Here is a 20,931-nt window from a genome sequence, read left to right on the forward strand (position 1 = left end):
GACGTGCGCGACTCACATTACGCACGCGCTTTGCAAGCACGCTTCGGTAGCGTGGCCCGCATCGCTCGATGCTTGCCACGCAACGAGCACCCACCCGCCGTTCGAGTCGCAAAAGAATACCGCATGCGCGATTTGCGCGTCGGCACACGCGCATAGGCCGCCGTACTCAACGCGTTCACTGATAGCTCATCGTGAACGTCGCGATTCCCTTGACCGTGCCCGCGCCCACTGTGCCCGTCGAGATGTATTGCGCGGTCAGCGCAATGCGCGTCGTGCTCGACGACGCCCCGACCAGCCACTGGTTCGGATTGCCCGCAACCGCCGAGTCGGGCCCGTAGCTCACCGGCGAGCCGCCGCTGTTCAACACGCGCAGCTTCACGCCGGTCGCGGTCGAGCCGCTCGCGAGCGTGAGATTGCTGGTGGTGTTGCCGGGATTGGTCGCGTCGGTCAACGTGACGTAGACATTCGCGCCGGCCTGGCATGACAAACCGATGCTGAGACTAGTGTTACCCACTGTCGTGCCGGTCGGGCTCAACGCGCTCGCGTTGACGGCCGGCAGCGTGACGCTGATCGACGGTGTAGTCACCGTGCAGGTTATCGCGACGATCGATGTGTTGTTCACCGAGATCGTCACCAGCGTCGGTGACGTGACGTTCGCCGGGACATTGTGGCTAACCAGCGTGAACAGTTGCGGGATGTTGATCGCGCCGCCCGTCGTCACCTGCGCGGCGGTTTTGACCAGTTGATAGGTGAACGTAAAGCTGCCCTGAAACGCGGCCGTATTGGTGATCGGCGCGCCGAAATCGTCCCACTTGCCGACGTTAAGCGTCGACATCGTCTTGTTGCCATAGGTCACGTCGATTACGCGAATGCCGATTCCCGCGATGCCGGTATTCCACACGCCGGCCACCGCGCTGACGCTCAGTTGCGGGTAATACTGGATGTACCAGCCGTTGTTGTACGGCGGCACCGTGCCGGGATTCGACGGACAGTTCACCGATACCGTCGACGAGCGCAGCGGCCCGATCGCCGTGCCCACCGGCGTATCGCGCGGCACCGTCAGCGTGCCGAAGCTGATCGCCGCGGAACCGCTGATCGTGCATTGCAGCGCCGCCTGCGCCGGCAAGCTGATCAGCAGCGCGGCGCATCCCGCCACCCACATCGTCAGGATGCCCAATGATTTGACGATCACGCCGCGCCCGCGCGACGCAAGCCTGCGTGACAAAACTCCGCTCATTGCGTTGCTCCCTCTGCGGACGAAGCCGCTGCCTGTTTCGCCACTTCACTCGTCGAGCCGCACACCGCGTCGATATGCGCATACGCACCGCGGTCTTCGCCCTTCGGCGGCAGCTGGTAGCCGAATGCGCACTGCTCGTCGGCGGCGTCGCCCCACTTCACCGTGAGCGCGCCCTCGTCCGCCACGCCGCGCACGAAGATCCGGCTGTTCTGCCCGATCGCGCCGACGCTCGCGCCCTTCGCGTCGTATACGCTCGCGCCGAACGGTAACGGCGCACCATTCGGCAGGCGCGCGCCGATCACCGCCGCCCTGCCGCTCACGGTGCCGAAGTGAATCATCACCACCGAATTCGCACGCGGCGCGACCTGCTGGCTGGTCGATTTGAATTCGACGTCGAGTGGAATACCCTTTGGATCGATTTCGACCGTATTCAGGCTGTATGGCGTCAGATACGGAATCACCGCATAGCCGAAGCGGTCCACGCGTACGCCCGATGAATTCGTGATGCGCGCACCCTTCGCGTCTTGCGCGTCGACCACGCCGATCGTGTCGCCGAGATCGTTGGCAAACGTCACGCCGCCTGGATGTGCGACGATCGCGCCGCTCACGCCCGCGGACATCTGCGAGAAGCCCGAGCCGCCGCTCGCGCTCGCGGCGAGCGTCGCGTACGGGCTGCGGTACTGGCCATTCACGCCGCCCGCGCTCGAACCCGGCGCGTGATTCGCCGTGACGCCATAGGTGAATTCGTTGTCCACACCGGCCGCGCCGTTCAGCATCGCCTGCGCGGACGAGCCGCTCGCGCTGTTGTGCGTGAAGCTCGTCGACAGGGTCGGCGCGTGCTGGCCCGTGCCGAGCGGAATCGACACGCTCGCGAAGAACTGGTTGTTCATCTGTCCGCTCAGGGCGTCGCGCTGTCTGGACAGCGATACGTTGTAGCTGAAGCTGGTGTCGAGCGCACGCAGCACGTTGTTGTAGCCGATCTGAAACTGCGTGGTGGTGCGGCCGCGATTCCAGTAATCCAACGTCGAGCCAACCACGTAGGCATTGCCCCAGCCGTTGCCGAAGCTCTGGTTCATCGTCAGTTGAACCTGATTGCGCTGACGGTCGACCGCGCTCGGGTCCTGTCCCGCCGCGACCACGCTGCGCGCGAGCATGGCATCGCGCAACGCCCAGAATCCGCTCGACGAATAGCGATACGCCGCGACCGTGAAATTCGTGTCGGTAGCGGGCAGCAGTTTGCTGTAGCTGATGCGCACGCTCTGGCCGGTGGTGTTGGTCACGCCGCGAATGCTCGCGCGCGCCTCGGTCACGTCGAGCGCAACCGCACCCAACGGCGTATTGACCGCCGCGCCGAGCAGGCCGGCCAGATAGCCTTGCGCAACGATGGTCCCCGCATAGCCGGTTATCACGTTGTTGAAGCCGCGCTGCACAGTCGCCTGCACGAGATTGTCGCGCTCGCTCACCTGAGCGTCGCGCAACTGGCCGGCCGCCACATTGAAACGCGTGATGCCGGGCCGCAGCAATTGCGCGACCGATGCATACGGCACCGAGAAACTGTGCTGACTGCCGTCCGCTTCCGTCACCGTGACGAGCAGGTTGCCGCCGTATCCGGTGGCGTACAGGTCGTTGATTTCGAACGCGCCCGGCGCGACCGTGGTCTCGTACAGCCGGTTGCCGTTCTGCGTCACGCTCACGCGGGCGTTGGTCATCGCGACGCCGCGAATCAGCGGTGCATAGCCGCGCAGCGAATCGGGCAGCATGCGGTCGTCGCTCGCGAGTTCGACGCCGCGAATACCGATGCTGTCGAACACCGCGCCGTCCGTGAAGGCGTCACCCAGCGTCAACTGGCTGCGCAGCGACGGCAGATCGTGCTGCAGATAAGAGGCGATGTTCTGATACGTGCGCGGGCCGTTCGATTGCCACGTCAGCGCGGAGTTCTGCCGGAAGTGCCAACTGCCGATGTTGACGCCGCCGTTCAGACCAAGATACGTCTGCGTGCCCGATGCCCCCGCACCGCTCACGTGAAACGAATTCAGGTTGTAGCCGAGCGTAGCCGAATTCACGCCTTCGTCCCAGAACTCCGGGCTCACATAGCCTTGCGGATTGCGCAGCAACGAGGCCTGCGCAATGCTCAGATCGAGCCGCAGATCGGACAGATCGAACGTTTGTGACGCACCGTCGAGCAAGTCGGCAAGGCTCGCGCACTCGCCCGCCTGAGCCTTCGCGAGTTCACCGCGCCCTTTGTCCGACAGCGTCGTGTAGTCGAGGCCGAGGCGTTCGATCAGCGTCTTGTCCAGACACGGCTCGGCGTTGGCCGCACCTTCGCGGACCACGAAGCGCAATGCGTCATGGCCGACCCAGTTGCCGTTCACGTAGAGGTCCACCGTGTATTCGCCGGGCTGCACCGGATTGCCGCGCTCGAAACGCGACACGTCGACGCTTCGCCCTTTCGGCTTCATCAGAAAGTCGCTGTTGAACTGCACGTCGGCGAGTTGGGCCGAAGCAGCGAAGGCCGGCACGGCGCTCCATGCGGCGAGCGCGCCAAGCACCACGGCATGGCTGCGCCTGAGCGTGAACCACGTTCCGGCACGCGGCCATCGAGATTGTCCCCGGGTTCGCATGGCTTACTTGCTGGTCCCATCGCGCAGACGTTTGCCGTTGACGCCGGCGCCGTAGTCGTTGATGAACGTGTAGTCGACCTGCGCGGGCACGGTGGCGTGCGGCGCGAGGTTGCCGATATCGAAGTCGGCGCTCGCGCCCGGATCGACCATGCCTCCCTTGTCACTAGTCCAGTTCGTCGCGCCGTCCGCCACGACGATCCTGCTGAACGTCACGTGATACGGCGTCGGATTGCTCGCCTCGAGCGCATAGCCGCCGTTTTCCTTGCGCACGAATTTCCAGCGCACCTGTGCGGCGGCATCGTCCGCATTGCCCGGCAGACCCGCCGGACGGAAAAACAGCTTGATACGCGAGCGAAACGCCAGTTGCAGCGAGTTCGGATCGTTCGAGCCCGTCGCGGCGTCGGCGCGCGGCGGCACTTCGAGCACGTTGAGCCAGAACAGCGACTCCTTGTCTTGCGGCAGCGGCTCCTGTGTATAGATCAGCCGCAGGCTCTGCCCTTTCTTCGGATCGAGGCGAAACAGCGGCGGCGAGAGCGTGAACGGCACCTTCGACTCGTCCGGCAACGCGTTCGGATTGCCCGTGTCGAGCCACACCTGAACCAGCGCCGGGGCATCGCCTTCGTTGCCGAGCTTCACGGTGACTTCCCGCTCGCTGGCCTGATAGATCACTCGCGTACCGCTGATCACGACGCCCGCCTGCGCACCGCCTGCCAACCATGACAATGCGAAAACCGTCATCGCCGTTGATATTTTTTTTCGCACTGTCATTTGCAATCCTCATTACATGGCGAAATCGTATTTCGCTCTGATCTCCTCGCCGGCCGGCGCTTACTCAGCGCGCCGGCCGGCACCCCGTAGCGCTTTGACGCTTACTGATAGACGATCGAGTACATCACGGTGGTATTGACCGTACCCGCGGTCGAGGCACCGTTGGTCGCCACGTACTGTGCGAAGTACTTGAGCGTGGCCGCACCGCTCGCGAGCGCGACAGCCTTCGAGTTCTGCGACGCCTGTGCCGCACCGAGCGTGATCGCGCTGCTGTCACCGTTGAGCAGGCCGACTTCGACATTGGTCGCCGTGCCGGAAGCGTTGACCAGTTGACCCGTCGTCGTATCGACGGTCGCGCCCGGTTCGAAATAGGTCGACACGTTGCCCGAATTCGGCGTGCAGTTCGACAGCGCGATGTTGAAAGGTGTACGGCCTGCCGTCGTCCCTGCGGTGGCGAGCGCCGAGGTCGAGACCGTCGGCAGCGTGACGGTGAAGTTCTTGCCGCCGCCGTTGCCGCTGATCGTACAGGTCTGGCTCGTGATCTGACCGGTGAACGTGATGGTCCCGTCCGCCGCGTGCGAAACGGCCGGCATGGTGAATGCAGCAGCGAGGGCCGTCGCGAGAACGCCCGAGCGCGTGATTTTCATGGTTATCCCCATTCGATAAGTAGTGCGATCTATTGGAAAATGTAGGTATGGCGAGTTCAGCGATGGCGTTGTGCCCGAACCGTCGCGCCGGGACACATTATCAAGATAGCCTTGAAAGCCGACCGTCAATCAATGTCAGACAAAGCGGCGAATGGTTTAAACAATGTCAAACTGGGGAATGGAGGCGTCGGTGCGGCTCAGGAGGACGCGCAGCGGGCAAAATCTTGCTGAAGACGCTAACGCTGCTTTATTCGCGTTCGTCCGATCGAAGTGGAGATGGGTGTGGCGTGCTTGATGGCAGCGGAGACGTTCTCCGTACCGGGTGAAATGACGCGCTGGTGTGAACCCGGACCGAGCCGGCGCCCCGCCACTCGCCAGCCATGGCAAGCGGAATGCGGGACACCGCCTCAAAGCGACTACTTCACCGTCTGGATAACTTCGAAGCCCTCGAATTCCGGGTGCCCGAGATAGAGCACGCGATTCTCGTTGCCCGCGCTCCGATGCGCGGCCCGGAAGGCTTCCGATTTCGTCCACGCTTCGAATGCCGCGTGGTCGCGCCAGATCGTATGACTGGAATACAGGACGTGATCTTCCTTTTGCGGCCCCCTCAGCAGATGAAACTCCACGAAGCCCGGAACCTCTTTCAGATGCGTATCACGAGACGTCCACAGATGTTCGAATGCGGCCTCGGACCCAGGCGTCACTTTGAAGCGGTTCATGGCGATATACATGCTGTCGGCCTCTTTGCAGTAGCGATACAGTTGGCGGGCAGCGGGCTTTCCATCCGACTCATTCACGAGTCGAGAACCCGCAACGCGTTTTTTTATTATAGGCCCGCGCTTGCCGACGCCCGGCTCAGCCTGCCTACGCCTGCATCGCTGCGGGATTCAACTCGATATGCAGGATCACCAGCCACCGTTTCGGACAATCTTCGGCGATCTGCACGTGCTGCGCCGCGTCGCCACTTTTTTCGCCGCTTTTTTTCACGAAGCCCTTCTCACGCGCGAAGCCGAACGCGCGCCGCGCATCGGCTTGCAGCCAGAGCGTCACCAGCCCGGACGTCACGCAGCTGAATAGCCAGATCGTGTCATGCGGCAGCGCCGAGTCGAGCTGCTGCGCGGCATAGGTGAAGATGGTCGTGAGCACCTGGTTGGTGACGAAGGCAACGGCCACGACCTTGCACAGCCCTCGGAACATCATGGTGGATCTCGACGGCGCTCTCATGACAGGTCGAGCCCCAACAAGCGGCGAGCTTCGAGTTCGGCCAGCGCCATCGCCGTCGCGAAGCTGCGCACCGGGCGGCCGCAACCGCGTCCGGTAATCCGCTGAACCTGCTTGTCGTGCCGGGTGATCGTGACGCGCAGTGCGCCCTTGAACCGCTGCCCCGGAGCGGGAAACACGCACGCTTCGACGCGCACGGTCCCCTTCGTCTGATCGAATGCCATACCACCTCCAGCAAAAACCGTTGCTTCCTTTACGGCAAAACGCCAGTCACACACTCTAGGGACTTCGCCATCAAGACCGCGAAACGATTGCTGCGGACGGTATAAAAATTCTGTGAATTAAATGCGCGCATTGCGCTACGACGCGGTTAGCGGGTTTCAGGCCGTCGGTTGGAACGCGCCCGCTCGGCGCCTGACATCCGTCAAAAGGGGGTTGACCTTACCGCCGTGGGAAGGTCCACGCTTGAGCCTGGTTTCTGACAGGAGCAGGAAATGGAATTCACAATCCCGGACATGGCGTGTGGCGGATGCGCCAATGCAATCAGCCGCGCCGTCACCCGTCTCGACCCTGCAGCGAAGCTCGACATCGACGTCGCCCTCAAGCGCGTCGAGGTCGTCTCGACGCTGCCCCGGCAGCGGTTCATCGAGGTGATCGAGGCAGCGGGTTTTCATCCCTCTCCAGGAAATTGAACGGCATGCAGGCGGGAAGGCACGGCGCCTGGTTAAACTTTCGCTTCCCGGCAGCAGGTCACTCGAGACACTCTTTTACCAACGGACATCCACTATGAAAAACCTTCGCGCATTTCGTGCCCTTTGTTTCTTCAGCGGCTTGACGTTTACCGTGGCCACCATGCCGGTCCACGCGCAGCAGCCACCCGCGATGCACGGCATGCACATGTCCGGTTCGGAGCATGCGGATTCAGGCGAATCGACGCAAGCGTTCATGACCGCCCACGACAAAATGATGCAGGACATGAGCGCCCCCGACTATACGGGCGACGCCGACAAGGACTTCGTCGCCCACATGATTCCGCATCATCAGGGGGCGATCGAAATGGCGCAGGTGGAATTGAAATACGGCAAGGACCCGGAAATCAAGCGCCTCGCGCAGAACATCATCAAGGCGCAGCATGACGAGATCGCGTTCATGCGTCGCTGGCAGGCGAAGCACGGCGGCAAGTAAGCGGCGCATACGCCCTACGCCGTCGGTTGGGCGTGGAGCATGCTGCAAAAGCGTGCGCCGCGCCGCGGGTTAGTGTCGTCATGATGACAACACCCTGCGGCGCGGCGCATTCCTTCAGACAACCCTATTGCTCCACGCGTTTCGCCGCACATTTCAGATGGGCGATGAACGCCTCGCTCGCATCGTCCAGCGGCGCGCGTGACTTCTCCAGTTTCGAGCACAACACCGCGCCTTCCCACGCATTCCAGAAGTATCGCGCGAGCGCCGCCGTATCCGCATCCGCGTGAATCTGGCCAGCCTCCTTGGCCTCGTCGAGGCAGGCCTGGATGCGCCGGCGCCAGTCCTGAATCACGTTCAGCAAGGCGGCACGAAATGTTTCGTCGAGCGCGGCGAGCTCCTGACTGAGGTTGCCCACCAGACAGCCGCGCTTGAAGTCGAAGCGCTCCATGCCGCTGGCCGCGTCTTCGGTGAACGACTCGATGCGCTTGATCGGATCGAGCGTGGTGTCGCCGAGATGCCGGTCGAGCTTGCGCGCAAAGTACGCGGCATAGCTCTCGATCACTTCCAGCGCGTACGCGTCCTTACTATTGAAGTAGTAGTGAAACGAGCCTTTGGGCACGCCGGCCAGCGCAACCAGTTCGTCCAGCGAAAAGTTGTAGAAGCCCTTTTCCGTCAGGATGGCTACGCCGATACGGACCAGTTCGGCGCGTCGGCCATTGTCGCGCCTGGTTGTTGCGGTCGCCATTTTTATGTCCTCTCCTCATTGACTGCTGAAACTGCTGAAGTCTGCGAATGTGTACGTGCGTTGGTTGTACGTGCGTTGGTCGGCAAACGCATCACATACTGCTCACCATGGCGGCCGCTTGCGAAGCAGCGGCCTCATCGCAATCAAGCCGATGATCGGGCCGGGCAGCAGCAGCCAGGCGACCCGTGCATCGAGCGAATGATAGGCACTGGTCGACCACAGGATCGAACACGCCGACAGGAAAAAGCCAAAGCTGTTCTGCAAGGTCAGCGCTCCGCCGATTTTGTCGGCGGGACAAGCCTTGACCGACAACGCGGAGAACTGCGGCGAATCGGCGATCACGCTGATGCCCCACAGCAGCAGCAGCGCGAGTTGCCCCGCGGTACCCAGCGCGGACGACAACGGATAGACCGCGCACAGCGTGCCCGATATCGTCAACGCGAGCGCGGCGGTGCGCGCACTGCCGACCGACTTGCTGAGCCTGCCGCCGAGCAGGCATCCCATCGCGCCGATCGCGATGATCAGAAACGACCAGAGCGCGACGACACTCGCGGACACCTGCGCGCTGCCTGCAAAAGCGCGCTGCACCAGCAGCGGCGTGAGCGTCCAGAACGCATACAGCTCCCACATATGCCCGAAGTAGCCGAGCGCGGCCGCGCGAAACTCTCTGATGCGCAGGACCTGCCCCACGCCCGCCGACAATCCCGCGCGCCGGTTGCCGGCGCGTCGCGCGTGCGGCCCTTCGCCGAGCACGAGGACCAGCAGCGCGCCCATCACCGCGAGCACCGACGACGCCAGCACCACGGCTTGCCAGGGAACGGTCGCAAACAACGCCCGTATCGCATGCACCGATGCCGTGCCGAGCGTCAGCATCGCGACCAGCAACGCGAGCGTTTGCGCAGCCCGGCGCGGATCCCACGACACCAGCAGCTTCATCCCCAGTGGATAGATGCCGGCCAACGCGACACCTACGCCGAAGCGGAATACGATCGCCGAAGCCAGCCCGCTGCTGTAGAGCGCAAACAGCGCGTTGAGCGTGGCGCCGAGCACGCCGCACACCGCGAACACCTTGCTGGCAGAGACACGATCCGCGAGTCCTGTCGTCGCCGAGAGCAACGTGCCGACGATAAAGCCCGCCTGCACCGCATTCGTCAGCCAGCCGATCCCGGATGCATTCAATTGCCATGCTGTCTGCAGGTCGCGCATCGCGCCGTTCGCGCTGAACCATAGCGATGTGCCCAGCAGTTGAGCCACGGCGATCACGAGCACGGCGCGATTCGCCCGCGCCGCGATCGCGGCTGCATCCGCCGTATTCGCCGTGCCCGCTGCGTCCGCAGCATCCAGCCTGTCCTCCATCCTGCCTCCTGCGGCTCGTTCTTTCGCCCGGCCTGCGCGACGCGCCATTGTGGTATCGATGGCCCCGTCGTGTCACGTGATCGGGACTTACCCGAGCAACTATAGGTTTTTGTAGACGACCAGTCAACTAGTGGCTATAAATCCTAACTGACCGGTCGTCTACAAACCGGAATCGATAGCGGGCACGGCCTTCAGCGGGCCAGCCGCCGCCGGATGAACTGGAGTAAGACAACGGAGACACGACATGGAAAAGTTGAATGCGGATGCGCCCCCGGTCGCCACCAGCAACCGGGCGGGCTCTTTCGGTCTACAGAGAATCACCCGGCTGTGCGTTGTCCTCGTCGAGCGCGTGATGCCTGACCCCTTCGTCATCGCGATCCTGCTCACCGTTCTGACCTGCGCGCTCGCCTTCGCCATGGCGCCGAAAGCCTCGATTCCCGAGGTGCTGACAAGCTGGTACGACGGCGTGTTCAAAATCGCCAGCTTCGCCTTTCTCGTCGCGCTCACCCTCGTCACCGGCCACGCACTCTCCACCTCGAAGCCGGTATCGAAACTGTTGCGCCGCATCGCCTCGTTGCCGACCACCGCGGCCGGCGCGATGACGCTCACGTTCTTCGTATCGATGGTGGGCGGCATGCTGAACTGGGCCGTCGGTCTCGTGGTATCGGCGCTGTTCGCACGTGAAATCGCCAAGCGGATTCGTGTCGATTTCGCGTGGCTCGTCGCCGCCGCTTACGCGGGCTGGTCCTTCTACGTGTGCGGCATATCGAGTTCGATTGCGCTCTTGAGCGCGACGCGCGGCTCGCCGATGAACCTGATCGAGAAAGTCACCGGCGACGTGCTGCCGATGAAAGACTTCCTGTTCTCCCCGCTCAACTACATTCCGGTGCTCGTGCTGGCCGTCGCGGTGCCCGTGGTGTTTCGCATCATGATGCCGCGCGAGCACGAGTCGATCGTTGCCGACCCGGCGCGTCTGATCGCCGAGGACACGGTCCAGTCCGACGAAGCGCCGCCGAAAACGGTCGCCGGCAAACTTGACAACGCGTGGCTGCTCAATCTCGTGCTCGTCGCGTTGGGGCTGGGATATATCGGATTGAAGGTGGCGCGCAATGCGTTCACGATGGACCTGAACATGCTGGTGATGATCTTCCTGCTGCTCGGGCTCGTCACGCACTGGACCCCGAAGGCCTATTTGCGCGCGATCAACAACGCCGCGCGCGTGGCCGGTCCGATCCTGCTGCAGTTCCCGATCTACGGCGGCATCATGGGGATCATGACGGCCACGGGCCTCGCGGATGTGATCGCGCAGTGGTTCATAGGGTTTTCCACCACGCAGACGCTGCCCTTCTGGAGCTTCGTCTCGTCCACACTGATCAGCATGTTCGTGCCGAGCGCGGGCGGTCACTGGATCGTGCAGGCGCCGTTCGTCGTACCTGCCGCCGAACATCTGCACGTGCCGCAAAGCGCGGTGGCGATTTCGGTCGCGCTCGGCGAGGGCGTCGCCGACATGATCCAGCCGATGTGGGTCATTCCGTTGCTCGCCATCGCGGGCGTGGGCATGGGACGGGTGATGGGCTTCACGGTCATCATCTTCTTCGTGATGTTCGCGGTGATGGGCGCAACGCTACTGATGTTCGGGCATTGAGCGGCCTTTCGGCCTACCTCTGAACAGCCTCTGGTTCAATCGAATTCCTATTGAAGACGACTCATCATGAACAGCACAGGCAATCTCGGCGCGCTCGTTGCAATGGCGTGCCGCCAGCATCAGGGCGCGCTCGCAATCGACGCGCCCGGCGCAACCGTCACCTACGAGCGCCTACTCGAAACCGCGACGGCGCTCGCAGCCGCGCTCGGCAAGCTCGGCGTCCACAGGAACGAGCCGGTGCACGTGCGGGTGTCGAATCAGCCGCATGACTTCGCCGGATTACTCGGCGTATGGCTCGCGGGATGCGTCGCGGTGCCGATTCACCGCACGTCTCCCGAAGCGGTCACCGCGCGGATTCTCGACAGGACGCAGGCGCGCTTCGCCGTCGACGTGCCTCATGCATTCAGCGGCGAACAGGATGCGATCGAACTCATCGGCGCGAACGCCAGCGCACCTGCGCCACGCGAGCAACTCGACAACGCTGCGCTGATCATCTTCACGTCCGGCTCGACGGGCGCGCCCAAAGGCGTCGTGGTCACGCATCGGGCGTTCTGCGCGAAGCTGCTTTCAATCGACGCGATGATCCACTTCCGCAAGACCGAGCGCACCTTGCTGCTGCTGAACATTACGTTCAGTTTCGGCATCTGGGTCAGCCTGCTGACGCTGCTGGGCGGCGGCACCGTCGTGTTGCCGGAGAAGTTCGAACCGGCCCTGCTGCTTGCGCAATTGCGCGAGCGGACCATCCATCGGGTCGGCGTCGTGCCCACCATGTTGCGCGCCCTGCTGGCGGTGGTGCCCGCGGCCGGCCGCAATGCGCAGGCGTTCGCGTGTCCCGACCTGCGGCAGATTCTCACCGGCGGCGAACAGCTCAGCGAACAGCTCGCCATGCAGATCGAAACACTGTTTCCGAACGCGGACCTCATCAACATTTTCGGCCTCACTGAAACCTCGACCTGTGACTTCTTCCAGTTTCCGAACTATCGGCGCGCAAAGCCGACGTCGCTCGGCTTGCCGTCGAGCCATGTCGAATATCGCGTCGTCGATGAAACGCAAACGCCGGTGCCGTCCGGCACGATCGGCGAATTGCAGCTGCGCAGCCCGTATCTGATGCGCGGCTATCTCGACGAGCCGCAACTCACGGCCGCCGCGTTCACGCACACGTGGTTCCGCACCGGCGATCTGGCGATCACGACCACAGATGGCGACGTGCAATTGATGGGCCGTCAGAAGGAGTTGATCGTGCGCGGCGGCAACAAGGTCACGCCGATGGAAATCGAGCAGGCCATCACGATGTTCGAAGGCGTAGGCGCCGCGATGGCGGTAGGCGCGCCCGATGAAATTCTCGGCGAGCGGATTCACGCACTGGTCGTGCCCTGCGCGGGCAACGCGCTGGACGTCGTCGCGTTGCGCGCGTTTCTTTGTCTCAAGCTCGACAAATACAAGGTCCCCGATTTCTTCTACGAGGCCGACGCGCTGCCGGTCGGCCGCACAGGCAAAGCGGACCGGCGCGAATTGCGCAGCATGGTGGCGACTGGCACGCTCGTCCCGCTCACCCGTCACGTTCAATAGGAAAACAGATCAATGACTCAATTTTCCACTCTGCTCTACACCGCTGAACAGAACGTCGCGCACATCACGCTCAATCGGCCCGAGCGGTTGAATGCGCTAGGCAAGCTGTCGCTCACGGAGATCAACGCCGCGCTCGATCTCGCCGAGGCCGACGACGGCGTCAAGGCGATCGTGATCAGCGGCGCGGGCAAAGCATTCTCATCGGGATTCGATCTGAAGGAACAGATGGAAGCGCGGCCCGAGGGCGAAGCCGTATGGCGAGAAATCCTCGCACGCGATTTCGACACCACCATGCGCTTCTGGGACTCGCCGAAGCCGACCATCGCAGCGGTGCACGGCGCGTGTCTCGCGGGCGCGTTCGAGATCGCGCTGGCCTGCGATATCACGGTCGCCACACCCGATGCGATCTTCGGCGAGCCGGAACTGAAGTTCGGCGCGGGCATCGTCACGATGCTGCTGCCGTGGATGACCAACCCGAAACAGGCGAAGGAAATCATCCTGACCGGACTCGACCGCATCGACGCGCAGTCCGCGCGCGAGCTGGGGCTCGTCAATCGCATCGTGCCGGAAGGCGAGCATGTTAGCGAAGCGCTACGGATTGCGCACACGATGTCGGTGATCGACCCCAACCTCATGCGCGTGACGAAGGCCGCGATTAATCACAATTTCGAAGCGCGCGGCATGAAGGCCGCGCTGCAACACGCACTCGATCTCGACCACGCGATCGAATCCGCCGGTTCGCCCGACAAGAAGGCGTTCATGGCGGTCGCACGCGAACAGGGTATGCGCGAAGCCATCCAATGGCGCGACCGGCGCTTCGCCCGCTGACGCCGCGAAGCACAACCCTTTCCTTTTGACCTATTGGAGGATCACTCATATGTCGGCACAGACTTTCAACGCAATGCTGCTTCGCGAAGAAGACAGGAAGACCAAGGCCACGATCGAAACACTGTCGTTCGACGCGCTGCCCAACGAGGACACCCTCGTCAAAATCGACTTTTCGACGATCAACTTCAAGGACGCGCTCGCCGTCACCGGCACGGGGAAAATCGTCAAGACGTGGCCGCTCGTGCCCGGTATCGATTTCGCGGGGACAGTGGTCGAGACCGCCAATCCGAACCTCGACGTGGGCCAGAAAGTCGTGCTCACCGGCTGGAGCGTCGGCGAGAAGTACTGGGGCGGCTACAGTCAGTATCAGCGCGTGCGCGGCGACTGGCTCGTGCCGCTGCCGGCGGGCTTGAGCACGCGGCAGGCAATGATGATCGGCACGGCGGGCTTCACCGGCATGCTCTGCGTGAATGCGCTCGAAGCCGCTGGCATCACGCCGCAAAGCGGCCCGGTTCTGGTGACGGGCGCGGCTGGCGGCGTGGGGAGCGTGGCCATCGCGATTCTGAGCAAGCTCGGTTATCACGTCACCGCACTGACGGGCAATCCCGCCAAGCACGACTACGTGAAGCGACTCGGCGCGCAGGAAGTGATCGACGGTCCCGAGTGGGCCGAGCCGCCGCGTGCGCTGGAAGGCCAGCGCTGGGCCGCCGCGATCGACACGGTCGGCTCGAAGGTGCTCGCGCGCGTGCTCGCCGAGATGAACTACGGCGGCGTCGTCGCCGCTTGCGGACTGGCCGGCGGAGCCGACCTTCCGACCACCGTCATGCCGTTCATTCTGCGCGGCGTCAAACTGATCGGCGTGGACTCGGTCATGTTGCCGTCAAAAGAGCGGATCAACGCATGGCAGCGGATCGTGCAGGATTTGCCGCTGTCGGTGCTCGACGGGATTACGTCGAAAACGGTCGCGTTGGATGAAGTGCGCGACGCGGCAGCGGAGATGCTCGCCGGGAAGTTCCAGGGGAGAGTGCTGGTGGATGTGAATTGAGTGTTGGTGGTTGGCGGGGCTCGCGGGCGGTGGACGGAAGACGACGCGATCGTGCGTTTCGTTCTGCCCGCGCAACCGTTCGAGTCCCCCAGTTTGTCGCACGCACACCGACAGCCGATTTTTCAACTGTTGGGTGCGTTACACCACTCTTCCACCGAACTACCGGCTCAACATGCCGGCGCCCCTTGTTCATCCAACGTGGATGCCCGTCAAGCATGATTGGCACACCCTATGCGATGCAGCCTGAGAGCACCCGAAAAACGTGCTCATCAGGCAACCTTCCTTAGGAGAACCATCATGAAAGCAATCAGGATCGATGAACTGCATCGCCATCAAGAAATGACTTCCGCCGAGATGGCGCGTGTGGTCGGCGGAGACGGAAAAGAGAAAGAGCCGGCCGGCAAGCCGACTCATATCGACGCGATCAACGGCGTCCTCACGTTCGGCGATGGATCGAAGTGGTCGATGGACCTCAACGGCAAGCTTCACCCGCTCTAAGCCGACAACGCTCGCCTGCCTCTCCGATGAGATGTCGCGAAGCTCGACCTCTCATCGGCGGCCGACACTGATGTATATCGAACACTTCAAATTCCTCCGACCTGAACGGCTGGATTATCCCCACTTGACGCTGCTATTCCCGCATGCGAGCATCAAAAGACGGCGCTCAAGTCCGCCTGCAAGCGGTCATCTAAAACAATCTATAAGACGCAATACAAGGACCGAACTCTTCACGCCAATCTTCGACAGAGGTCACTCATGCTCTTTCACGCGTCCATCCCCGCTCGCAATCCGGAAAACGTCGCGCGCGTCATTGCCGAACTATGGGGCGGGTTCCACGCGCCATTCCCCTCCTTTCCCGATTCGTGGATGGCGATCGCCGGCGACGACCGTGGCTCGATCATCGAGACCTATCCGAGCGATCGCGTGATTTCCCCGGGCAGTGGGCAGAACTCCTTCGTTCCGGCAGAGAGCAAGACGGCGCAATACAGCGCGTTTCACCTTGCCGTCGCGAGCAAGCTGACGCCTGACGAGGTTCTCGCAATCGGCGAGCGCGAGGGTTGGCGTGCGGTTCGGTGCACGCGCGGTCACAACTTCTTCGATGTGATCGAGTTGTGGATCGAAGACATCATCATGATCGAAGTTTTGACGGAAGAAATGCAGCGACAGTATCTGGCCTTCGCCACGCCCGAGAATTTCAGGGCTTTTGCGCCAGCGGCTGCCGTGCAGGCGTGAATGACAGGCCAGCGCGATCCACACTGCTCGTCATGTCACACGTGCACAAGCACATTGACGAGTTTGCCAAACGGATCGCGCACATAGAACCGCCGCACGCCCCACGGTTCGTCGACCGGTCCGTATTCGACCGGAATGGCCGCCGCCCTCACGCGTTCGAGCGCGGCGGCAAGATCGTCGACTTCGATCGACAGATCGGGCACAGGCGTGTCCGATCCTCCCTGTGACGCGAAACTGATCTGCACAGTCATCGTTTCGGAAGACCCATACGTGGCAATCCAGCCAAGATCCATCAGCAGATCGAGGCCGAATATCTGCTGGTAGAAGCGCGTCGCTTCATCCACTGCCTGCGTGCCGATATTGGCGACGATTCTTTTGACTTTCATGGGTCCCTCCGCAACCGTGTAGCGAGCATATGCCTGAGCGGTACGCCAGCCAGCCGGGGCTCATCCCTCCTGCGGCACTCGCACCCAGCCTTCCATCAACACGCGCGCGCTGCGGCTCATCATGGCCTTCGTCACCGTCCATTCGCCATCCTTGCGGCTCGCTTGCGCGCCCACTCGCAGCGTCCCCGAGGGATGCCCGAAGCGCACCGCTTCACGCTCGCCGCCGCCCGCAGCCAGATTCACGAGCGTGCCCGAAATCGCCGCCGCCGTGCCGATCGCCACCGCCGCCGTGCCCATCATCGCGTGATGCAGCTTGCCCATCGACATCGCCCGCACCAGCAGATCGACGTCGCCTGCGCCGACGCGTTTGCCGCTCGACGCCACGTAATCGGCCGGCTTCGCGACGAAGGCGACCTTCGGCGTATGCTGCCGCGTCGCGATCTCGTCGAGGTGCTTGATGAGACCCATGCGCAACGCGCCATGCGCGCGAATGGTTTCGAACATCGCGAGCGCTTTCTCGTCGCTATTGATCGCGTCCTGCAACTCCGTGCCCGTGTAGCCGATCGCCTGCGCCTCCACGAAGATGGTCGGAATGCCGGCGTTGATCATCGTCGCCTTCAGCGTGCCGACGCCGGGCACGTCGAGGTCGTCGACCAGATTGCCGGTGGGGAACATCGAGCCGCCCGCGCCCTCTTCCTCCGCGGCCGGGTCCATGAATTCGAGCGGAACTTCCGCCGCGGCAAAGGTCACGCCGTCGAGTTCGAAGTCGCCGGTTTCCTGCACGGCCCCATCGGTCATCGGCACGCGCCCGATGATCGTCTTGCCGATGTTGGCCTGCCAGATGCGCACGGTGGCCACGCCGTCGCGCGGAACGCGGCTCGCGTCGACGAGACCCGCGCTGATCGCGAACGGCCCGACGGCGGCGGAGAGATTGCCGCAATTGCCGCTCCAGTCGACGAAGGCTTTATCGATCGACACCTGGCCGAACAGGTAATCCACATCGTGATCGGGCCGGCTGCTTTTCGCGATGATCACCGTCTTGCTGGTGCTCGACGTCGCGCCGCCCATGCCGTCGATCTGCTTGCCATATGGATCGGGGCTGCCGATCACGCGCATCAGCAGCGCGTCGCGCGCGGCGCCGGGTACCTGAGCCGCCTCGGGCAAATCCTGCAGGCGGAAGAACACGCCTTTGCTGGTGCCGCCACGCATATAGGTGGCCGGAATCTTGATCTGCGGTTTATGGGCCATGAATGTCCTGTCCTGATGTGAGCGGGCGGCATGGCTCGCGAACGAAGCCACACCGCCCATGCTGCATTATGTTCATCGCTGCTCCGCCGTGCTGCGGCGCATGCCAGCGATGCAATCCAATCGAGCCGGTCAAATGCAAGTGAACCGCGCTCAAGCCGCCGCTTTCGTCGACTCGAGAAAGTCCTGCGCAAAGCGTTGCAGCACGCCGCCGGCTTCGTAGATGGAAGCCTCTTCAGCGGTATCGAGCCGGCACGTCACCGGCACCTCGACACGCTGACCGTCCCTGCGCTGAATCACCAGCGTCAGATCCGCACGCGGCTTACGCTCGCCGATCACGTCGAACGTCTCCGTCCCGTCGATGCCGAGCGTGAGGCGGTTCACACCGGGCTTGAACTCCAGCGGCAACACGCCCATGCCCACGAGGTTCGTGCGGTGAATACGCTCGAAGCCTTCCGCGACGATCGCTTCCGCGCCCGCCAGACGCACGCCCTTGGCCGCCCAGTCGCGCGACGAACCCTGCCCGTAGTCGGCACCCGCAATCACGATCAGCGGCTGCTTGCGTGCCATATACGTTTCGATCGCTTCCCACATGCGCGTGACCGTGCCCTCGGGCTCGATGCGCGCGAGCGATCCGGCCTTTACCTTGCCGTCTTCGAGCACCATCTCGTTCTTCAGCGTCGGGTTCGCAAAGGTCGCGCGCTGCGCGGTCAAATGATCGCCACGGTGAGTCGCATAGGAATTGAAGTCCTCTTCCGGCAGGCCCATTTTCGCGAGGTATTCGCCGCTCGCGCTGTCCGGCAAAATCGCGTTGGACGGTGACAGGTGGTCCGTCGTGATGTTGTCGCCGAGCACGGCGAGCGGGCGCATGCCCCTAAGGGTGCGTTCACCGGCAAGCGCGCCTTCCCAATACGGCGGACGGCGGATGTAGGTGCTCATCTCGCGCCAGTCGTACAGCGGGTTGGCTCGTTCGCCCGAATCGACGGAGGCCGTGAACATCGGTTCGTACACCTTGCGGAACTGCTCCGGCTTCACGCTCGACGCAACGATCGCGTCGATCTCTTCATCCGACGGCCAGATGTCCTTCAGCGTGACGGCATGGCCGTCGGCGTCGATGCCGAGCACGTCCTTCTCGATGTCGAAGCGAATCGTGCCCGCTATCGCATACGCGACCACCAGCGGCGGCGAGGCGAGAAACGCCTGCTTCGCGTACGGATGAATGCGGCCGTCGAAGTTGCGGTTGCCCGACAGCACGGCGGTCGCGTACAGATCGCGCTCGACCACTTCTTTCTGGATCACCGGATCGAGCGCGCCGGACATGCCGTTGCACGACGTGCACGCATACGCGACCACGCCGAAACCGAGTTTCTCCAGCTCGGGCAGCAGCCCGGCCTCTTCGAGGTACAGCGTGACCGCCTTCGAGCCCGGCGCGAGCGAGGTCTTCGCCCACGGCTTGCGGGTCAGTCCGCGACGGTTCGCGTTGCGCGCGATCAGGCCGGCGGCGATCATGTTGCGCGGGTTGTTGGTGTTCGTGCAGCTGGTGATCGCGGCGATGATCACCGCGCCGTCGGGCATCAGCCCCGGCTCGTTCTCCACCTTGCCGCTGATGCCGCGCGCCGCCAGCTCCGATACCGGCAAGCGGCGATGCGGATTCGACGGCCCGGCCAAGGTACGCACCACGCTCGACAGATCGAACGTCAGCACCCGTTCATACTCGGCGCGCTTCAGCGTGTCGGCCCACAGGCCGGTTTCTTTCGCGTACGTTTCCACCAGCTTGACGAGTTCGTCGTCGCGGCCCGTGAGCTTCAGGTACTTGATGGTCTGCTCGTCGATGTAGAACATCGCGGCCGTCGCGCCGAATTCGGGCGCCATGTTGGCGATGGTCGCGCGGTCGCCGAGCGTCAGCTTGCTCGTGCCTTCGCCATAGAATTCGAGGTAGGCGCCGACCACCTTTTCCTTGCGCAGGAATTCGGTCAGCGACAGCACTACGTCGGTTGCCGTGATGCCTTCGCCCGGCTTGCCCGTCAGCTCCACGCCGACGATGTCCGGCAAGCGCATGTACGACGCGCGGCCGAGCATCACGCTTTCCGCTTCGAGCCCGCCCACGCCGATCGCGATCACGCCGAGCGCGTCCACCATCGGCGTATGCGAGTCGGTGCCGACCAGCGTATCGGGAAACGCCACGCCGTCTTTCACCTGCACGACCGGGCTCATGCGTTCGAGGTTGATCTGATGCAGGATGCCGTTGCCCGGCGGAATCACGTCGACGTTCTGAAAGGCGCGCTTCGTCCAATTGATGAAATCGAAGCGGTCTTCGTTGCGGCGATCTTCGATCGCGCGGTTCTTCGCGAACGCATCCGGATCGAAACCGCCGCATTCGACCGCGAGCGAATGATCGACAACGAGTTGCGTCGGCACCACCGGATTGACCAGCGCCGGGTCGCCGCCTTGCGCGGCGATCGCATCGCGCAGGCCGGCGAGGTCGACCAGCGCGGTCTGGCCGAGAATGTCATGACATACCACGCGCGCCGGAAACCACGGAAAATCCAGCTCGCGTTTGCGCTCGATGATCTGCTCGAGCGACGCGGTGAGCGTCGCCGGATCGCAGCGGCGCACGAGATTTTCGGCCAGCACGCGCGACGTGTACGGCAGCGTGTCGTACGCGCCGGGCCGGATCGCGTCGACCGCCGCACGCGTGTCGAAGAAATCGAGCTGGGTGCCGGGAAGGCGTTTGCGGTTTGCAGTATTCATGGCTTAGGAACCAACAGTAATGAGCCGGGGACGACGGCGGCATCGGTCACGTTCAGCCGCGTCTTGTCAGGTGACGCTTCGCTTGCGGACCGGTCAGGCAATGGTTGTAGTTTAGCTCGCTGGATTGCGGCCGTTCGTTCGAATGCGTTGCATGCTACGTTGCGTGAGCAGCCGACCATGCCGCCGCTCCGGCCACCGCGAAAAAGCGGCCTTGAGCCGGGGTATCGGCGAACCAAGGCCCAACTTCATTGCATCGCGCCCAGAGGACGTGACGCAGGAGAAACGCTTACGCGGCGGCTTTGCTGCATTGTGGCTGCTACGCCTTCGACGGCTGACGGATGCGCTTTCGCGCACCGTTGCGTCAGACGCGCTTGGCAAGCGGCACGAACGGCAGATCGTCGGGTCCGGTGTAATTCGCGCTCGGCCGGATGATCTTGTTGTCGACGCGT

The 20,931-nt window shown here is 63.2% G+C and carries 21 protein-coding genes; 9 read left to right on the plus strand and 12 right to left on the minus strand.

Annotated elements, in window-relative coordinates; genetic code table 11:
* Positions 1-175: 175 nt before the first annotated feature.
* The 7 genes from PQQ53_RS26970 to PQQ53_RS27000 form a co-directional block, all read right to left on the minus strand.
* Complete coding sequence (locus PQQ53_RS26970; protein ID WP_408327401.1) at positions 176-1,237, minus strand: fimbrial protein; 1,062 nt, start codon at positions 1,235-1,237, stop codon at positions 176-178.
* Complete coding sequence (locus PQQ53_RS26975; protein ID WP_408327403.1) at positions 1,234-3,858, minus strand: fimbria/pilus outer membrane usher protein; 2,625 nt, start codon at positions 3,856-3,858, stop codon at positions 1,234-1,236. Before PQQ53_RS26975 ends, PQQ53_RS26970 begins: the two co-directional genes overlap by 4 nt.
* Positions 3,859-3,861: 3 nt before the next feature.
* Positions 3,862-4,596, minus strand: a complete 735-nt coding sequence (locus PQQ53_RS26980) for a fimbria/pilus periplasmic chaperone (protein ID WP_408327405.1) — start codon at positions 4,594-4,596, stop codon at positions 3,862-3,864.
* A 131-nt stretch (positions 4,597-4,727) separates the two neighbouring features.
* Positions 4,728-5,273: a fimbrial protein gene (locus tag PQQ53_RS26985; RefSeq protein ID WP_408327408.1), complete on the minus strand. Its 546-nt coding sequence runs from the start codon at positions 5,271-5,273 to the stop codon at positions 4,728-4,730.
* Between the two features lie 416 nt (positions 5,274-5,689).
* Positions 5,690-6,004: a heme-degrading protein HmuQ gene (gene hmuQ / locus PQQ53_RS26990; protein ID WP_121320886.1), complete on the minus strand. Its 315-nt coding sequence runs from the start codon at positions 6,002-6,004 to the stop codon at positions 5,690-5,692.
* Positions 6,005-6,137: 133 nt separating this feature from the next.
* Positions 6,138-6,473: a hypothetical protein gene (locus tag PQQ53_RS26995; protein ID WP_408149983.1), complete on the minus strand. Its 336-nt coding sequence runs from the start codon at positions 6,471-6,473 to the stop codon at positions 6,138-6,140.
* 20 nt (positions 6,474-6,493) lie between these two features.
* Positions 6,494-6,718, minus strand: coding sequence for a hypothetical protein (locus PQQ53_RS27000; RefSeq protein WP_408149981.1), 225 nt, complete (start codon positions 6,716-6,718; stop codon positions 6,494-6,496).
* A 270-nt stretch (positions 6,719-6,988) separates the two neighbouring features.
* On the opposite strand from PQQ53_RS27000, the gene PQQ53_RS27005 reads away from it, so the two are divergent.
* Both PQQ53_RS27005 and copM read left to right on the plus strand, forming a co-directional pair.
* On the plus strand, positions 6,989-7,186 hold the full coding sequence (locus PQQ53_RS27005; protein ID WP_408149979.1) for a heavy-metal-associated domain-containing protein: 198 nt from the start codon (positions 6,989-6,991) through the stop codon (positions 7,184-7,186).
* Positions 7,187-7,280: 94 nt separating this feature from the next.
* Positions 7,281-7,679: a CopM family metallochaperone gene (copM, locus tag PQQ53_RS27010; RefSeq protein WP_408149977.1), complete on the plus strand. Its 399-nt coding sequence runs from the start codon at positions 7,281-7,283 to the stop codon at positions 7,677-7,679.
* A 124-nt stretch (positions 7,680-7,803) separates the two neighbouring features.
* Here copM and PQQ53_RS27015 read toward each other — a convergent pair whose 3' ends face one another.
* Positions 7,804-8,424, minus strand: a complete 621-nt coding sequence (locus tag PQQ53_RS27015) for a TetR/AcrR family transcriptional regulator (RefSeq protein WP_408156245.1) — start codon at positions 8,422-8,424, stop codon at positions 7,804-7,806.
* A 102-nt stretch (positions 8,425-8,526) separates the two neighbouring features.
* The gene (locus PQQ53_RS27020) at positions 8,527-9,780 is read right to left on the minus strand and encodes an MFS transporter (protein WP_408327411.1); all 1,254 of its coding nucleotides are present in this window, start codon (positions 9,778-9,780) and stop codon (positions 8,527-8,529) included.
* A 244-nt stretch (positions 9,781-10,024) separates the two neighbouring features.
* Here PQQ53_RS27020 and PQQ53_RS27025 point away from each other — a divergent pair, with 244 nt between their 5' ends.
* The 6 genes from PQQ53_RS27025 (at position 10,025) to PQQ53_RS27050 (ending at position 16,100) form a co-directional block, all read left to right on the plus strand.
* Positions 10,025-11,425 (plus strand): short-chain fatty acid transporter, encoded by a 1,401-nt coding sequence (locus PQQ53_RS27025; protein ID WP_408327414.1) that lies wholly within the window; start codon positions 10,025-10,027, stop codon positions 11,423-11,425.
* 66 nt (positions 11,426-11,491) lie between these two features.
* Positions 11,492-12,994, plus strand: a complete 1,503-nt coding sequence (locus PQQ53_RS27030) for a class I adenylate-forming enzyme family protein (protein ID WP_408327417.1) — start codon at positions 11,492-11,494, stop codon at positions 12,992-12,994.
* A 12-nt stretch (positions 12,995-13,006) separates the two neighbouring features.
* The gene (locus PQQ53_RS27035) at positions 13,007-13,822 is read left to right on the plus strand and encodes an enoyl-CoA hydratase/isomerase family protein (protein ID WP_408156253.1); all 816 of its coding nucleotides are present in this window, start codon (positions 13,007-13,009) and stop codon (positions 13,820-13,822) included.
* 49 nt (positions 13,823-13,871) lie between these two features.
* On the plus strand, positions 13,872-14,867 hold the full coding sequence (locus PQQ53_RS27040; RefSeq protein WP_408327420.1) for an MDR family oxidoreductase: 996 nt from the start codon (positions 13,872-13,874) through the stop codon (positions 14,865-14,867).
* Between the two features lie 297 nt (positions 14,868-15,164).
* Positions 15,165-15,365: a hypothetical protein gene (locus PQQ53_RS27045; RefSeq protein ID WP_408327422.1), complete on the plus strand. Its 201-nt coding sequence runs from the start codon at positions 15,165-15,167 to the stop codon at positions 15,363-15,365.
* A gap of 258 nt (positions 15,366-15,623) precedes the next feature.
* Positions 15,624-16,100 (plus strand): hypothetical protein, encoded by a 477-nt coding sequence (locus tag PQQ53_RS27050; protein ID WP_408327425.1) that lies wholly within the window; start codon positions 15,624-15,626, stop codon positions 16,098-16,100.
* Positions 16,101-16,135: 35 nt separating this feature from the next.
* Here the strand turns inward: PQQ53_RS27050 and PQQ53_RS27055 are convergent, their stop codons facing one another.
* The 3 genes from PQQ53_RS27055 to acnD all read right to left on the minus strand — a co-directional run bounded on the left by PQQ53_RS27055 (position 16,136) and on the right by acnD (position 20,482).
* Complete coding sequence (locus PQQ53_RS27055; protein WP_408149959.1) at positions 16,136-16,486, minus strand: VOC family protein; 351 nt, start codon at positions 16,484-16,486, stop codon at positions 16,136-16,138.
* Between the two features lie 60 nt (positions 16,487-16,546).
* Positions 16,547-17,734 (minus strand): 2-methylaconitate cis-trans isomerase PrpF, encoded by a 1,188-nt coding sequence (prpF, locus tag PQQ53_RS27060; RefSeq protein ID WP_408327428.1) that lies wholly within the window; start codon positions 17,732-17,734, stop codon positions 16,547-16,549.
* Between the two features lie 150 nt (positions 17,735-17,884).
* Positions 17,885-20,482 carry a Fe/S-dependent 2-methylisocitrate dehydratase AcnD gene (gene acnD / locus PQQ53_RS27065; RefSeq protein WP_408327431.1) on the minus strand — a complete coding sequence of 866 codons (2,598 nt, stop codon included), beginning with the start codon at positions 20,480-20,482 and terminating at the stop codon, positions 17,885-17,887.
* Between the two features lie 268 nt (positions 20,483-20,750).
* Between acnD and PQQ53_RS27070 the strand changes: the two genes are divergently transcribed.
* The coding region (locus tag PQQ53_RS27070; protein ID WP_408327434.1) for a hypothetical protein at positions 20,751-20,931 on the plus strand (181 nt) is incomplete at its 3' end.

The organism is Paraburkholderia strydomiana (assembly GCF_046030495.1).
GTDB classification, from domain to species: domain Bacteria; phylum Pseudomonadota; class Gammaproteobacteria; order Burkholderiales; family Burkholderiaceae; genus Paraburkholderia; species Paraburkholderia strydomiana_A.

What these genes read in the sequence shown, in the direction of transcription:
- hmuQ (WP_121320886.1), bottom strand. Translation starts at nt 6,004, where the DNA reads ATGTATATCGCCATGAACCGCTTCAAAGTGACGCCTGGGTCCGAGGCC.
- PQQ53_RS26975 (WP_408327403.1), bottom strand. Translation starts at nt 3,858, where the DNA reads ATGCGAACCCGGGGACAATCTCGATGGCCGCGTGCCGGAACGTGGTTC.
- PQQ53_RS27000 (WP_408149981.1), bottom strand. Translation starts at nt 6,718, where the DNA reads ATGGCATTCGATCAGACGAAGGGGACCGTGCGCGTCGAAGCGTGCGTG.
- PQQ53_RS27030 (WP_408327417.1), top strand. Translation starts at nt 11,492, where the DNA reads ATGAACAGCACAGGCAATCTCGGCGCGCTCGTTGCAATGGCGTGCCGC.
- PQQ53_RS26980 (WP_408327405.1), bottom strand. Translation starts at nt 4,596, where the DNA reads ATGACGGTTTTCGCATTGTCATGGTTGGCAGGCGGTGCGCAGGCGGGC.
- PQQ53_RS27055 (WP_408149959.1), bottom strand. Translation starts at nt 16,486, where the DNA reads ATGAAAGTCAAAAGAATCGTCGCCAATATCGGCACGCAGGCAGTGGAT.
- PQQ53_RS26995 (WP_408149983.1), bottom strand. Translation starts at nt 6,473, where the DNA reads ATGATGTTCCGAGGGCTGTGCAAGGTCGTGGCCGTTGCCTTCGTCACC.
- PQQ53_RS27035 (WP_408156253.1), top strand. Translation starts at nt 13,007, where the DNA reads ATGACTCAATTTTCCACTCTGCTCTACACCGCTGAACAGAACGTCGCG.
- PQQ53_RS27050 (WP_408327425.1), top strand. Translation starts at nt 15,624, where the DNA reads ATGCTCTTTCACGCGTCCATCCCCGCTCGCAATCCGGAAAACGTCGCG.
- PQQ53_RS27045 (WP_408327422.1), top strand. Translation starts at nt 15,165, where the DNA reads ATGAAAGCAATCAGGATCGATGAACTGCATCGCCATCAAGAAATGACT.
- PQQ53_RS27040 (WP_408327420.1), top strand. Translation starts at nt 13,872, where the DNA reads ATGTCGGCACAGACTTTCAACGCAATGCTGCTTCGCGAAGAAGACAGG.
- acnD (WP_408327431.1), bottom strand. Translation starts at nt 20,482, where the DNA reads ATGAATACTGCAAACCGCAAACGCCTTCCCGGCACCCAGCTCGATTTC.
- copM (WP_408149977.1), top strand. Translation starts at nt 7,281, where the DNA reads ATGAAAAACCTTCGCGCATTTCGTGCCCTTTGTTTCTTCAGCGGCTTG.
- PQQ53_RS27015 (WP_408156245.1), bottom strand. Translation starts at nt 8,424, where the DNA reads ATGGCGACCGCAACAACCAGGCGCGACAATGGCCGACGCGCCGAACTG.
- PQQ53_RS26985 (WP_408327408.1), bottom strand. Translation starts at nt 5,273, where the DNA reads ATGAAAATCACGCGCTCGGGCGTTCTCGCGACGGCCCTCGCTGCTGCA.
- PQQ53_RS27005 (WP_408149979.1), top strand. Translation starts at nt 6,989, where the DNA reads ATGGAATTCACAATCCCGGACATGGCGTGTGGCGGATGCGCCAATGCA.
- prpF (WP_408327428.1), bottom strand. Translation starts at nt 17,734, where the DNA reads ATGGCCCATAAACCGCAGATCAAGATTCCGGCCACCTATATGCGTGGC.
- PQQ53_RS26970 (WP_408327401.1), bottom strand. Translation starts at nt 1,237, where the DNA reads ATGAGCGGAGTTTTGTCACGCAGGCTTGCGTCGCGCGGGCGCGGCGTG.
- PQQ53_RS27025 (WP_408327414.1), top strand. Translation starts at nt 10,025, where the DNA reads ATGGAAAAGTTGAATGCGGATGCGCCCCCGGTCGCCACCAGCAACCGG.
- PQQ53_RS27020 (WP_408327411.1), bottom strand. Translation starts at nt 9,780, where the DNA reads ATGGAGGACAGGCTGGATGCTGCGGACGCAGCGGGCACGGCGAATACG.